The organism is Paraburkholderia elongata, assembly GCF_013177735.1.
Taxonomy (GTDB): Bacteria; Pseudomonadota; Gammaproteobacteria; order Burkholderiales; family Burkholderiaceae; genus Paraburkholderia; species Paraburkholderia elongata.
Genome location: NZ_WOEZ01000043.1, coordinates 227,025 through 239,310 on the forward strand (window position 1 = coordinate 227,025; position 12,286 = coordinate 239,310).

11 protein-coding genes, 1 tRNA gene and 1 pseudogene are annotated in these 12,286 nt (G+C 57.7%); 5 read left to right on the top strand and 8 right to left on the bottom strand.

What is annotated here, in order from left to right; translation table 11 throughout:
* The first annotated feature begins 44 nt into the window (after positions 1-44).
* The 4 genes and pseudogenes from pheT (at position 45) to GNZ13_RS09485 (ending at position 3,409) form a co-directional block, all read left to right on the top strand.
* Positions 45-2,338 (top strand): annotated as a pseudogene (gene pheT, locus GNZ13_RS09470) (phenylalanine--tRNA ligase subunit beta).
* Positions 2,339-2,407: 69 nt separating this feature from the next.
* Positions 2,408-2,818 (top strand): integration host factor subunit alpha, encoded by a 411-nt coding sequence (locus GNZ13_RS09475; protein ID WP_063496729.1) that lies wholly within the window; start codon positions 2,408-2,410, stop codon positions 2,816-2,818.
* A gap of 46 nt (positions 2,819-2,864) precedes the next feature.
* The gene (locus GNZ13_RS09480) at positions 2,865-3,269 is read left to right on the top strand and encodes a MerR family transcriptional regulator (protein ID WP_172162638.1); all 405 of its coding nucleotides are present in this window, start codon (positions 2,865-2,867) and stop codon (positions 3,267-3,269) included.
* A gap of 63 nt (positions 3,270-3,332) precedes the next feature.
* Positions 3,333-3,409: transfer RNA gene (locus GNZ13_RS09485), tRNA-Pro, on the top strand.
* A 92-nt stretch (positions 3,410-3,501) separates the two neighbouring features.
* Here GNZ13_RS09485 and GNZ13_RS09490 read toward each other — a convergent pair.
* The 5 genes from GNZ13_RS09490 to GNZ13_RS09510 are packed head-to-tail and all read right to left on the bottom strand — an operon-like array spanning position 3,502 to position 6,944.
* Positions 3,502-4,620 carry a tyrosine-type recombinase/integrase gene (locus GNZ13_RS09490; RefSeq protein WP_172162639.1) on the bottom strand — a complete coding sequence of 373 codons (1,119 nt, stop codon included), beginning with the start codon at positions 4,618-4,620 and terminating at the stop codon, positions 3,502-3,504.
* Positions 4,621-4,623: 3 nt separating this feature from the next.
* On the bottom strand, positions 4,624-4,863 hold the full coding sequence (locus tag GNZ13_RS09495; RefSeq protein WP_172162640.1) for a DUF4224 domain-containing protein: 240 nt from the start codon (positions 4,861-4,863) through the stop codon (positions 4,624-4,626).
* Positions 4,848-5,810 (bottom strand): hypothetical protein, encoded by a 963-nt coding sequence (locus GNZ13_RS09500; protein WP_172162641.1) that lies wholly within the window; start codon positions 5,808-5,810, stop codon positions 4,848-4,850. Before GNZ13_RS09500 ends, GNZ13_RS09495 begins: the two co-directional genes overlap by 16 nt.
* A complete protein-coding gene (locus GNZ13_RS09505; protein ID WP_172162643.1) occupies positions 5,794-6,723 on the bottom strand; it encodes a site-specific integrase in 930 nt (309 codons plus the stop codon). Before GNZ13_RS09505 ends, GNZ13_RS09500 begins: the two co-directional genes overlap by 17 nt.
* Positions 6,720-6,944, bottom strand: coding sequence for a hypothetical protein (locus tag GNZ13_RS09510; protein WP_172162645.1), 225 nt, complete (start codon positions 6,942-6,944; stop codon positions 6,720-6,722). Before GNZ13_RS09510 ends, GNZ13_RS09505 begins: the two co-directional genes overlap by 4 nt.
* 539 nt (positions 6,945-7,483) lie before the next feature.
* Between GNZ13_RS09510 and GNZ13_RS09515 the strand changes: the two genes are divergently transcribed.
* The gene (locus GNZ13_RS09515) at positions 7,484-7,840 is read left to right on the top strand and encodes a hypothetical protein (protein WP_172162647.1); all 357 of its coding nucleotides are present in this window, start codon (positions 7,484-7,486) and stop codon (positions 7,838-7,840) included.
* Positions 7,841-8,176: 336 nt separating this feature from the next.
* On the opposite strand, the gene GNZ13_RS09520 is transcribed toward GNZ13_RS09515, so the two are convergent.
* From GNZ13_RS09520 to GNZ13_RS09530, 3 genes are read right to left on the bottom strand one after another with little or no spacing between them, the layout of a single operon-like run.
* The gene (locus tag GNZ13_RS09520; protein WP_172162649.1) at positions 8,177-8,497 is read right to left on the bottom strand and encodes a hypothetical protein; all 321 of its coding nucleotides are present in this window, start codon (positions 8,495-8,497) and stop codon (positions 8,177-8,179) included.
* Positions 8,494-9,516: a ParM/StbA family protein gene (locus GNZ13_RS09525; protein WP_172162651.1), complete on the bottom strand. Its 1,023-nt coding sequence runs from the start codon at positions 9,514-9,516 to the stop codon at positions 8,494-8,496. Before GNZ13_RS09525 ends, GNZ13_RS09520 begins: the two co-directional genes overlap by 4 nt.
* On the bottom strand, positions 9,509-9,730 hold the full coding sequence (locus GNZ13_RS09530) for a hypothetical protein (protein ID WP_172162653.1): 222 nt from the start codon (positions 9,728-9,730) through the stop codon (positions 9,509-9,511). The genes GNZ13_RS09525 and GNZ13_RS09530 overlap by 8 nt, the downstream gene beginning before the upstream one ends.
* Positions 9,731-12,286: the final 2,556 nt, after the last annotated feature.

Sequence of the window (12,286 nt, forward strand, 5' to 3'; positions counted from 1 at the left end):
CCTGCCGGACGTGGACCTAACCTGATCAGAACGTACACAGAACCATGCAATTCCCGGAATCCTGGCTGAGAACCTTTGTCGATCCGCAACTGACGACCGATGAGCTGTCGCACGCGTTGACGATGGCGGGTCTCGAAGTCGAAGACCTGCGGCCGGCCGCGCCGCCGACCTCGAAGATCGTCGTCGGCCAGGTGCTGGAAGTCGTCAAGCACCCGGACGCAGACAAGCTCAACGTGTGTCAGGTCGACGCCGGCACGGGCGCCACGCTGAACATCGTGTGCGGTGCGCCGAATGTCGCGCCTGGCATCAAGGTGCCGGTCGCGCTGGTCGGCGCTCAACTGCCGCCGGCCGAAGAGGGCGGCACGCCGTTCGCGATCAAGCTCTCGAAGCTGCGCGGCGTGGAAAGTCAGGGCATGCTGTGCTCGGCACGCGAACTGAAGCTCTCGGAAGATCATAGCGGCCTGATGATCTTGCCGGAAGATACGCCGATCGGCCAGGACATCCGCGAAACGCTCAATCTCGATGACACGGTTTTCGAAATCAAGCTGACGCCGAACAAGGCGGACTGCCTGTCGGTGTTCGGCGTGGCGCGCGAGACTTCGACCGGTTTGATCTCGAGCGGGTGCAGCGTCTTGAGCGTTCGGGTCAGCGCAGCATTTCCGCGCTCGTCGACATCTCGAACTATGTGATGCTCGAACTCGGCCGTCCGTCGCACGTGTTCGATCTGGACAAGATCCACGGCGGCATGGACGTGCGTTGGGGCCGCAAGGGCGAAACGCTCAAGCTGCTGAACGGCAACACCGTCGAACTCGATGAAACCGTCGGCGTGATCGCCGATGAACAGCACATCGAAAGCCTCGCCGGCATCATGGGCGGCGACAGCACGGCCGTTACGCTCGACACCACCAACATCTATCTCGAAGCGGCGTTCTGGTGGCCGGATAGCATTCGCGGCCGCTCGCGCAAGTACAACTTCTCGACCGATGCGGGTCATCGTTTCGAGCGCGGCGTCGATTACGCGACCACCGTCGAACACATCGAACGCATCACGCAATTGGTCCTCGATATCTGCGGCGGCGAAGCCGGCCCGGTCGACGATCAGATCGTCAACGTGCCGAAGCGTGAGCCGGTGAAGATGCGTGTCTCGCGTGCGAACCGCATCATCGGCATCAAGGTCGAAGCGGACGAAATCGCGCAGATCTTCACGCGTCTCGGCCTCACGTTCGAACGCGATGGCGACACGTTCTCGGTCATGCCGCCGTCGTACCGCTTCGACATCGAAATCGAAGAAGACCTGATCGAAGAAGTCGCGCGTATCTATGGCTTCGAAAAGATCCCCGCGCGTCCGCCGGTCGCGACCAGCGAAATGCTGTCGACCAACGAAACGCAGCGCTCGATCCACGTGATCCGTCACGCGCTTGCCGCGCGCGATTACGCGGAAACGGTCAACTTCAGTTTCGTGGACGCCGAGTGGGAGCAGGACTTCGCCGGCAACGACAAGCCGGTACGTCTGTTGAATCCGATAGCGAGCCAGTTGTCGGTGATGCGCACCACGCTGTTCGGTAGCCTGATCAACGTGTTGCGCACGAACCTGAACCGTCGCGCGGCTGATCGCGTGCGCGTGTTCGAAGCCGGCCGCGTGTTCTTGCACGATCCGTCGATCAAGGCAGGCGAGCTGACAGTAGAAGGTTTCGCGCAGCCGAAGATGATCGGTGGCCTTGCCTATGGTCCCGCGTTCGAAGAGCAATGGGGCGTGCAAACGCGCGTAGTCGACTACTTCGACGTGAAGGGCGATCTGGAAGCCGTGCTTGCGCCGGCCGTGGCGCGTTTCGTGAAAGCGGAGCATCCGGCATTGCATCCGGGCCGCAGCGCGCGTATTGAACTGAATGGCCGCGCAGTGGGCTGGATTGGCGAATTGCATCCGCGCTGGATGCAAAAGTATGATTTACCGCATGCACCGATTCTGTTTGAAATCGAAGCGGAAGCATTAATGCAGCGCGTATTGCCGACTCCGACGGACGTGTCTAAATTCCCGCCGGTGCGTCGTGATATTGCGGTGGTCGTCGATCAGAAAATCGAGGTGCAAGCGCTGCTCGACGAGCTTCAGAAGGCTCAGTCCGAAGAAGCCTGCAAGACTGTTCAGAAGGTTGCGCTTTTTGACGAATTCCGTCCAAAATCAAACACTTCCGGTGGTCTGGCTGCTCACGAGAAAAGCCTTGCGTTCCGTGTGACCTTGCAAGATACTGGCGGGACCCTTCAGGATGAAACGGTCGATTTGGCCATTCAAACTCTGGTGGAACGTCTGGCTCGAGTATATGGCGCAAGGTTGCGTGGATAACCCGCATTTAACATTTGCACGGCATTTTTCCGCAACTTCCGTTTCTGCTTGGCGCGCCATTTGATAGATATGAATGAAATGAACTCGAGTGATTTCGAAGCCCTTCTTACGGCGCAACGCAGCGCCATGATTCGCGAAATTCCGACATCACCCGCGGCCGTTTCCACCGAAACGCCGACGCTGACCAAAGCTGAACTTGCCGAGTTGCTGTTCGACAATGTCGGGCTCAACAAGCGGGAAGCGAAAGACATGGTCGAAGCGTTCTTCGAGGTGATCCGCGACGCGCTGGAGAGTGGCGATAGCGTGAAGCTGTCGGGGTTCGGCAACTTTCAGTTGCGCGACAAACCCCAGCGTCCCGGCAGAAACCCGAAGACCGGCGAGGCGATTCCGATCGCCGCGCGCCGCGTTGTGACGTTCCATGCAAGTCAAAAGCTGAAAGCGCTGGTTGAGAACGGCGCTGAAGCGAGCTTCGCGCGCTGATTGACTGGCGCGTTCCTGCGCAACCCACCACGACGGCTAACTGACGATGACAGCGACGATCGAAAAAGTCGTCTTGCCTCCGATTCCGGCGAAGCGCTACTTCACGATTGGTGAGGTCAGCGAACTATGCGGCGTGAAACCGCATGTGCTGCGCTATTGGGAACAGGAGTTCACGCAGTTGAGGCCGGTTAAACGGCGCGGCAATCGCCGGTACTACCAGCATCATGAGGTGCTGTTGATCCGGCGGATTCGTGAGTTGCTGTATGAGCAGGGCTTCACGATCAACGGTGCGCGCAATCGGCTTGAGTCGCATGGCGGTGGTGCGCAGGGTGCGCCGGCTGATGTGGTCGAGGAAGGCGAGGGCGCAGCGGCGCCGGCAGCAGCGGCTACGGTGGACGTCGAGCAGTTGCGCAAGGAATTACTGCACGTGATCGATTTGTTGGGTCACTAGTTTGCTTTGTTAGCGCAGAGCGGTTCTAATCGCTCGAAGTGTCTGTTATAATTTTTAGCTGTTCGGGGCGTAGCGCAGCCTGGTAGCGTACCTGCATGGGGTGCAGGTGGTCGGAGGTTCAAATCCTCTCGCCCCGACCAAGATCAAAGCCGCACGCCGTAAGGCGTTGCGGCTTTTTCATTGGTGCCTGAAATTTGGGCAAAGCAGAAGGAATATTAGAAATTTCTAATATTCAGGCCGCGTCACCCTGCGGAAGGTGCAGCACAACGGTCGACACCGGCACCTCCCGCGACTTGATATACCCCTGAGTCGTCGAGCGGTCGGTGTGCGCGCCGGCCACCTGCAGCGCGTCCAGATCATAGCCCGCCCGTCTGGCATCCGTCATTGCCTTTGCCCGGATATCCTTGATCGTATAGGGCTTGTCTGCGAGGCCAGCCCGCGCCATTGCCCCTTCCCACGCGTCACGGCATGCCTGATCCGTTTTGGGATTGCCACGCCTGTCCCGGATCACATACTTCTGGCCAAACGCCGGTGCGAGAAGCTTTGCATGACTAAGCACGGCATTGATGTCTGGCGTCAATGGCCAGTCGACCGCCTCGCCGCTTGAGTCTTCCGTCTTCGACGGGAGAAAGTGGATCACACCGGCCTCATTGTCGATCTGGTCCCAGGTCAGCGTGCGGATGTCCGTGGAACGCTGGCAGGTCAGGTAGCACAGGTCGATCATGCATTGCATCATCGGGCCGGTGGGCACGGTGCCGGTTACCTTGCGCGCCTGGGACGTACCTTCGTGCAGAGTGAAGGAATATTTAAGGAGCCACTCGCGGATGGCCAGGAAGTGGTCGTCACGAATATAGACGTTGCGCTTCTTCGGTTTTTTGACCTTGACCTCACGCGTTGGGTTGACGGTGGCATGTTTTTTTCGCACCGCCCAACTGAAGAACGTCGAGAGCCACGCCTTCATTGCCCGTTGGGTCGGCAATTTGTCCGGCCAGTTGTTGAGCAGGAAATCCTCAACGGCTGCAGCGTCGATACGTTCAACGTTCCAGTCACGGAAATAACTGCGGACACCTTCGCCCCGGCGTTTCCACTCGTCACGGTACGATGCGGCGTAGGTGGACGCCTTCTGGTCCATGTACGTGGAAATGATTGCCGGAAGATTGCCGCGCCCCTCAAACACCGGCTGGAACCGGCGCTTTTCTTCAGCCAGGCGTTCGAGCATTTTCAGGTCACCCTCAAGGACCTTCGACAGACGAATCCATCGATTGTCTGGTCGGACCCAATAATACGACGCGCCTTTCTCATAGACCCGGCCCGGCAATCCATCGGGCCGGGTCCTCCGCCTCGCGTTCATGATTCACCCCTTGCGCAAAAGGTAAACAGGCGGAGCCGGGTCGCCCGGCAGTGACACGGTCCTGAGCCCGGCCCGACGCTCCTGCAGGGCCTGGAACGTTTCCCAGGTAACCACGACAGCGTTCTTGCCGGAACGCGGCGGGTCGAAATTGAATTGGCGCCGGAACCATTCGGCCTGCTTTGAATATCGCTGTTTGCCGGTCACGCGTTTCAGCTCCTCATTCGTCATCAGTCGGTCGGCCATGTTGTTGCCTCCAGCGAATCTTTTTGTGTGAGGACGGGCATCGGCTCGTTTTCCTGGTCTCGTGGTCCTTGAGCCAAGTACGTACCCACGTCGGCTGTATCGTCAGAACATTTGGTCTTCGTCTTGAGCGAGGCGAGTATTTCGGCGCGTTGATGTTGCAGAAGAATGGAGCCCGGAGGACGAATCAGTGCGAGGCAAGTTGATCTCCGCAGCGAGAGCAAATCGTTGATTTCGAGTTGATACACCGGTGCCACAAGATCAGTGCGACCGGACTTACGCAGCATCATCACCGCACGGGATGCAGCATGCGAGAGTTCAACCCGCAGACGTTCTACATAGTCGGATTCCACAGCGCCCGGAAACTCGACAGTGGTCACCGCAGTCCTTCCCATGAGGTCTTCGAGAAGTTCCGACAGTGGGGCCGATGCGAAGTGACGGACGACGTCCGCCGCTTCCATCTTCAGTTGAGCTTTGCGCAAATCGAAGGTATTCCACGGGCAACCGGTGCTAACGATCCCGAGTTTCGACGCAGATTTCCACACCAACCTGAACATCCGGATGGCAGAGTCAGGTCGGCCTGGACGAACCGTGTTTCCGTACCAACGCAGAAACACATCCTCGCCCGTGATCTCCTCAAGCTTGGGGTCCCCGTGTTCGGTGAAAAAACCTCGGAGTGTATCCATTTCGCTGCGCCGGCGAGCGGTGGCCTGTCTGCTTGCCAGGGGCAATGTGCACTGTTCAATGCCGTGCAGAAGTTCGAGGGCAGTCGCCGGACGAGCGAGCGCGACGCGCGATTGCTGCTCGTGAACCCATTGCGCACAGGCAAGCTCAAAGTTCTGGCCCAAAACAAGTTTTGAGCCGTCCTCGCGCAGCAGATAATAGGTGACTGCCCCGTTTCGATCGCGGCGCGCGCGCATCCCTTTCGGACGATCAGTTCTCTGTGGCATCTGACTTTCTCCGAGTTGTATAGACAAGTGATATATCAGGGCGGAGGTGGCCCATTTCTTGGGACAAAATCTCCAGGCAGTCCAATGGATCCAGGCCCATGCTCAGGAGCGTCTCGAGACGAGCTTGTGCGTAGCGGTGCCGCAGGCCGTGGAACCCGTAAGAAAAACCCAGTGCCCGATTGCTGGCTGATGAAAAGGATTCCGAAGTAGCTTGTCCACCACCAACCTGGAAACGTACTTCCCGGTGCACCAGGCGATCGATGACGAGGGTGGGCGTGTCAAGCCGCAGAGACTGTAGTTGCACATGCAACTCAATAGGAATCAGAATGCTGCGCGCCAGCCCACCTTTGCCAGTGACCCGGTAGATGACGCCCTCAGGCATCCCGGTGAACAGGTCAGTGCGCCACGGACGGTTCGGCTCTCGCGCAAGTTCGTGGGCCTCCCGCAGTTCGTACAGCTCTGCGGCCCGGACACCTGCGTGAAACGCAATCCGCGTTGCGAGCGCATTGTGCGGTGCCTGACGACGTGCGATCCGCTCCATCTCATCAAGCGTATACGCCCGTCCCTCGGTGATAGTCGGAACCTCGGCGTCGAAGTGAGTCAGGGCCACGCTGTACACCAGACTCAACGCCTGGCGATGCTGATCCAGGGTTTTCTGGCGCCAACGCGAGCTCTCATGAAGCAGATAAGCTTCTATCTCTGCGCGCGTGACTGGCCAGTCAATACTGGCACCTTGTGCAATCCGCCACCGCAGGAAATCCCGCAGGCACTGCTCGAAGTTGCGTGCAGTGCCAACGGACGTGATCACGTTATGAACCAGGCTGCCAAGCGCAGTCTTCGATTGCCCCAGGGCCAGGACAGCCGAGATACGTGAGCGTGCGAACTGTTCGACGGAGATCGGTCTTCTGGTCATTTCGCTTTCTCCCACGCGAAATGCAGTCCAAGCGTCTTGAGAAAGCGCTGGACTGTCGATTTGTGAACCTTGATCTGAAACCGCGCTTCGATGTTGTCGGCGAGTTTCTGAAGCGAATAGGCGCGCCTGTCCGACGCCTTCAGGCGGGCCGTTGTGAACCGGCGGATCTGATCAACAATCGGTGCCCGGTTCAGCCTGGAGTGTTTGTTGCGTGTGCGCATGCATCGACCTCCGTAAAGGAAGTGTCGCATCCACGAGGGGGGATGCAACCCGCGCGGCTAGCGCCGCCGCCGCCACGAGTGGACGACGGGTCAGGAACTTTTGCGGGTTGATGCGTAGCCCTGACCAGGGGCAGCGACTGCGGCGCGAGAGCCATTTCTAGTGACGAGCAGGACGCTCTGGCACATGCTTGATGAGTTGCGGTCTCTTGAGGGGGCGGCGGATCACATCGGAAGTGCGATCCCAATTGCTCTGCGCTCCAGGCCCGAACGACGCTAAGCGACGCCCATCGAACATGTCTCTGCATGGGACGTCGAGGCACGCCAGCAATTAGCCGGGGTGATTTTCTGGTCGGGAGGAAACGCCAACCCACCTCTCAGGCGAGAAGCAGGTATCGTCTTCGAAAAAAGACGGATTTTGCTTGAATGAGCTGCCCGTCCTCGGCGGATGAGCAGTCTTTGATACGTTAATTCTGAAGCGTCCCGGAGGACTCATGCTGGACTAGCAGCTGGTGACAAGTATATAAGCAAAAAAAGATTTTGTGGAATACCTGCTTCGCTGTTGTCTGGATGCAACATGTCGTACTGCGAAGGATCTCGCGGTAGTTCATGGAAGCTTCGAGGAGAGCACAACCGGTTCCATGGCAACTCCGGTGTACCTGTCTTGGCGAGGCAGTTTCTCTTGGTGGCCGTTCACACTATCTGAATCCTTTGACAACGCGCGCGAAATTGATGAAAGCGAGGAGCATGAGGTCCAGCGTGTCGAATCGGGAGAAGACACGATGGAAGCTTGTGGGGCAACGAACCCGGCGTTCGACGTCGAGTCTGCGCTTGTGCATTTCGCGGTCGAATTCCCATGGTTCAGAAAGGTTGGTTGTTGGGTGGAACAACAGGGATGAAGCCGGGGGCGAGGCGCGAGTTGTCGCGTCTTGTCGCCTTCATATACCTTCTCCAAGAGCGGGGGCAGCCACCGATCGGACCGCACAAGGCTTTGCAACAGGGCTCGCCTTCGTGGTCCATTACCCGCCTGACCCGGAGAGAGTGCGAACACTATTGTTGTTCGAGCATCCGCGGCAACCATATGAATCCTGGTGGTCCATCCACGTCGTGATTTTCCGATTGCTTGAGGTCCGTTTTCTTCCCTCGCTGTCATCCATCAAAACCGCCTTGCTCCTGATACGAACGATCTGGTCGCGCTGCAATTCCGTGAAGATGCGAATTTGTGAGAACAGGCGCTAGGACGGTGCTTTCTCAGAGGTCCGCGATGAGCCCGGCATGTAGTCGGCCAGAGCGTTGGTGAAGAAGTCGTGTCCCAGTTCTCCGTTGATGGGTTTGCTTTCGGAGGACGGCACTATGCTCATATTGGTGGCGTCTGACCGGGAGGTTGTGCTGCCCAGGAGGTTAGTCAACCCGATACTCTCGAGCATGGCCCCGAGCTCGGCGAGATGTTTGATGAGATCTGCGCGCCGCCGTGGGGACGGCTCACGGTCAAGTCGTTCGGTCAGGTTGGGCTGGCCGGCCGAATTTGTCGTGACCTGAATTTTGTGAGATTTCATGAGCGCGCCTTGCATGCCGATTGCCCCGCCAGTAGAAAGCCGATGGCGTTTGTAAACCGGGGTTGATCCAGAAGCCTGACCTTACATCCAAGTACGTCGCGCAGAGTGGAGAGGTAGTAGTGCCCCGCGCCTCCCGCCGCGAATACGGTGAGATCCTCGGTCGTCCGGAGCGTGGTAAGAACCGACCGGCAAACGGGGATCGTGACGTGAAGGGCGTCCTGCAAATACGGCTTGAGGTCGATCTGCTCGCCGTTGTGATAAAGGGGGGTGCCTTGAGCTATCGCACGGTCGATCCGGTCAATATTGGTGAATCGCCCTTTATAGTTAGCTTGCAGTCGCGATGCAATTTCGCGAAGGACAAGCGCTGCGCCTCCAGGCAAACCGCCGCAGCGCTGATGGTCGATTTTAAAGCTGGCCGAAGATACGAACGTGTCCGTCGTACCCCAGCCCGAGTCAATGACCGCGCACGAGGTCCCGTTCACAAATGCATCCGGAGCTGTTGCGCGCAAATATGCGTACGAGCCGAGCGGCTGGGGGAGAACCGCGACATCTTTGATCGTGAATGTGCCATGTCCAAAGCTGTGAACACCGCGAAATTTCTTGATCAGCAGCGGCGCGTACGCGTGGAACGTGTGAAATGGGAGGCCCAGCGTCAGCAGGTCGATATTCCTGAAGCCACACTTGACGAGTGCGGTCAGGACCAGGGTGCGGTACTCTTTGGTCGTTGCGAAGTTGTCGTTTTCGCTGCGGGTCGTGCTGGTCGAGACAACTTCACCATCCAACGTATCGACCATAAAGGTCTCGCCTCCCTCAAGGACGATTCTGATATCAGCCTCGCGCACTCCGATTTTCTCCATGCCAGCCGTCAACGCGGTCTGCGGCGCGCGAACGCTAATAGACGGAAAGCTCCCGGTTGTGACCTCTCCATCGCTCAGGAATGCGTACTTGGTCGAGGAGTAGCCGATATCGACCCCGACAGCTACCGGTTTTTGAATCCCAAAGGTGGGTTCGTTAAACATGAGTTGCGCTCCTGTCGTCGTTGAAAGTCAGGTTAGATACGGGGAGTTCCTGGTCAGCCGTCAACGCGGTTTGCGGCGCGCGAACGCTAATGGATGGAAAGCTCCCGGTTGAGACCTCTCCATCGCGCATGAATGCGTACTTGGGCAAGGCGTAGCCGACATCGACGGCGACAGCTACCGGTTTTTGAATCCCAAAGGTGGGTTCGTTAAACATGAGTTGAGCTCCTGTCGTCGTTGAAAATCAGGTTAGTTGCAGGGAGTTCCTGGGAAACGTGCACTCCCTGCTGGTTTGTCTTGCATGTTGCAGCTCAACCGGCGAGTCGCAAGCGATGCTGCCGATTGAGCGTAATATTGGTAAAGCTCCATCGCCTGAGCGAACAGAATCAGTCGATGCACTGTGTGAAAGATGGCCGGCGTAGTGCCGTGCGTGTCCCCTCGAGGACGCGACTTGCCGCGGTCATGCAATTACGGAGGGCGTCGCGCGTGCGGCCAACGCGTAACGCCTTAAAGTCGATTGAATTGCGAAGGGGAATTTTGATTCGCTGTTTTTAGGCAGCGGAGCGACGAGCGCAATGCGCAGAGAGGATGCATCGCGTCGAAGTTTGCTGGTGCGCGGTTAGGCCAAAGGCCCGGCCCGGTTTGTCCGCCGGTCTCGTGGGTGAAAAGGTCACGCCAGCGAGACGTTTACGTTACGTTGGAACTTGGATTTCGTGGAAAGTCGCCCGAAACGTATGAATCATTCATACGCGGACAGAATGCGCGTCGGTGGCCCGTACGCGCATTGCAATGAGTCGCACCCGGTGACGGAGTGCTATTGCATGGTCAACGCCTAGGTCGAACCACTTGACCTAAACAATTCAGCTTCATATGAGCACTCAGTCGCGCTCTTACATCAGGATGGCCGATCGGTTGATCAACCTCATGCCGGTGTGCGGCGGTATTTGCGTGAAAAGATTAACCGATGTGATCTGAGCGTGCAAGAGAAATTTTCTGCGTTAAGGAGTATGTTCGACTACGAAAAATGCCCGACATGAACAGGACGAATCGCGTTTGTGGTCGGCATGATTTCGGTGTGAAGAAGGGAAGACCCCTGTTGAGGTGGCAGTCACGCGCACGGCGTTGCATATAAGGATCGCGCTCGCGCAGGGCGGCATCTCGCTCGAGCTCTTTGGTATTGCGGTTCCGACGATTTACGTGCGGTCGTGTATCCCTGACACAGCCGTTTTCTCTGGTTGGAAATATATCTATATCAGCGATGTTGAATGACGTTTTGTATGTGCTGTTGGGACCCGCCTAACTACAGCCGCGCACCTTGGCGAGTGCATTGAACATAAGTGGCACATAGGTTGTACTTGTTTGTCTCGCCGAAGGGATCTTTTGCACTTTACTGATCCAGGTACCACCTTAGTGGCACTTTGCTCGATAGATCCCGGCATCACGTCGGCACCGGCGGGCGTGACACGACCGCTGGAGCATGGCTTGTCCGACAGACGACAGATGGCGGATGGCAGACGGAGGGAAGGGCTGGGGTGATGACCGCGTAGTTGGGCCATATGAGGCGTGTCAAATCAACGCGGTGTCGACCGGCTCGCTTCTTTAACTCCTGCCGCTTGGCCACTGGCATGAACTCCTGTGTTCCGCGATTCACTCGTCGGTGATAGTCAGGCAGGTGGCAAACAACCGCTGAAGGTGTCCATCTCGCTCGTTGCGTTTAGTGCAGTCGATTGCGCAGATCAAGGAGCGGAGGAAATCCTTGAAACCCTTGTCTGGCATAGACCAGGGCGAATCAAAACGGATTGGAACGGACCCTGACACAGCCGTATTCATTGTGATTTTCGACACTCGTTCATTCTTCGCTTCCCGTTGCTGGTCGACCGCTGGTGGATAGCAAAATGGTCTGCGTTGACTCGGATGTGGGAGACGCTGCACTCGGTCATGGTGAGCCAGGAGTCCGGGCACGTGTACGCGAATGTCATCGCTGCGTTAACACCCGCTATCACGGCATTCGCGTGGGGGGCGTGCCACGGCGGCACGAGTGCGGCGCAGGGCGCAGTTTTGTGCGTAGGTCCAACTCAACCGGTCGATGCCCGCAGATTTTCATCCGACAGCGTCCTTCGCGAGGGATAGACTGCAGTTCGACCATACCCGACATTCAGATATCGGCTTCGGTCAGGCGACTGTAGATCACTTTCCTGACATTCGCACATCTGCAGCGGCGAACGTCAGTGTTACTGCAATCGAATGCGCACTCGCGAGCCACATCTGCCGTTCGAACTCCCGACTCCACAATGACAGCCTTCGGGTGCCAAAACGGGCATTCGATCAACCGTGTCGACCGCCGGCTCGACATCACCCAAACGCGCGAAAAGACCAACTGAGATGCGCCACTTCACGCCACACGACACGTACAGCACGGCAAGGAGCCACATGCGTAATACGCGCATCTCAAACGAGATTTGCGAATTGGCATTGACCCAAAGCTGAGCGGGATGGAAGGGATCTATGACGTACGGGATAAGATCCCAGAGCGGCGAGAGGCGATGGAGATCTGCACGCGCTTCAACGTGGACTGCTGCGATGGAAAGTCTCCATAGACGGAACGCCCGTCAAGCGTGATCCCGATCAGGAAGGCCAGTTAAGAATAAAGCGCCATCTTGATGCTGGCGTTTTTTAATGCAGCACGGGTTGAGATAGACTTTGCGCACAGCAGGCGACCGGGGGACACCATGCGCGGACAATGGATGGGAACGTTCAGGGCCACAAACTGGCA

Coding starts and splice junctions, on each gene's coding strand:
- GNZ13_RS09505 (WP_172162643.1), bottom strand. CDS start 6,723: ATGACCAGAAGACCGATCTCCGTCGAACAGTTCGCACGCTCACGTATC.
- GNZ13_RS09520 (WP_172162649.1), bottom strand. CDS start 8,497: ATGAAATCTCACAAAATTCAGGTCACGACAAATTCGGCCGGCCAGCCC.
- GNZ13_RS09475 (WP_063496729.1), top strand. CDS start 2,408: ATGAATGAAATGAACTCGAGTGATTTCGAAGCCCTTCTTACGGCGCAA.
- GNZ13_RS09495 (WP_172162640.1), bottom strand. CDS start 4,863: ATGGCCGACCGACTGATGACGAATGAGGAGCTGAAACGCGTGACCGGC.
- GNZ13_RS09480 (WP_172162638.1), top strand. CDS start 2,865: ATGACAGCGACGATCGAAAAAGTCGTCTTGCCTCCGATTCCGGCGAAG.
- GNZ13_RS09530 (WP_172162653.1), bottom strand. CDS start 9,730: ATGTTTAACGAACCCACCTTTGGGATTCAAAAACCGGTAGCTGTCGCC.
- GNZ13_RS09525 (WP_172162651.1), bottom strand. CDS start 9,516: ATGTTTAACGAACCCACCTTTGGGATTCAAAAACCGGTAGCTGTCGGG.
- GNZ13_RS09500 (WP_172162641.1), bottom strand. CDS start 5,810: ATGCCACAGAGAACTGATCGTCCGAAAGGGATGCGCGCGCGCCGCGAT.
- GNZ13_RS09510 (WP_172162645.1), bottom strand. CDS start 6,944: ATGCGCACACGCAACAAACACTCCAGGCTGAACCGGGCACCGATTGTT.
- GNZ13_RS09490 (WP_172162639.1), bottom strand. CDS start 4,620: ATGAACGCGAGGCGGAGGACCCGGCCCGATGGATTGCCGGGCCGGGTC.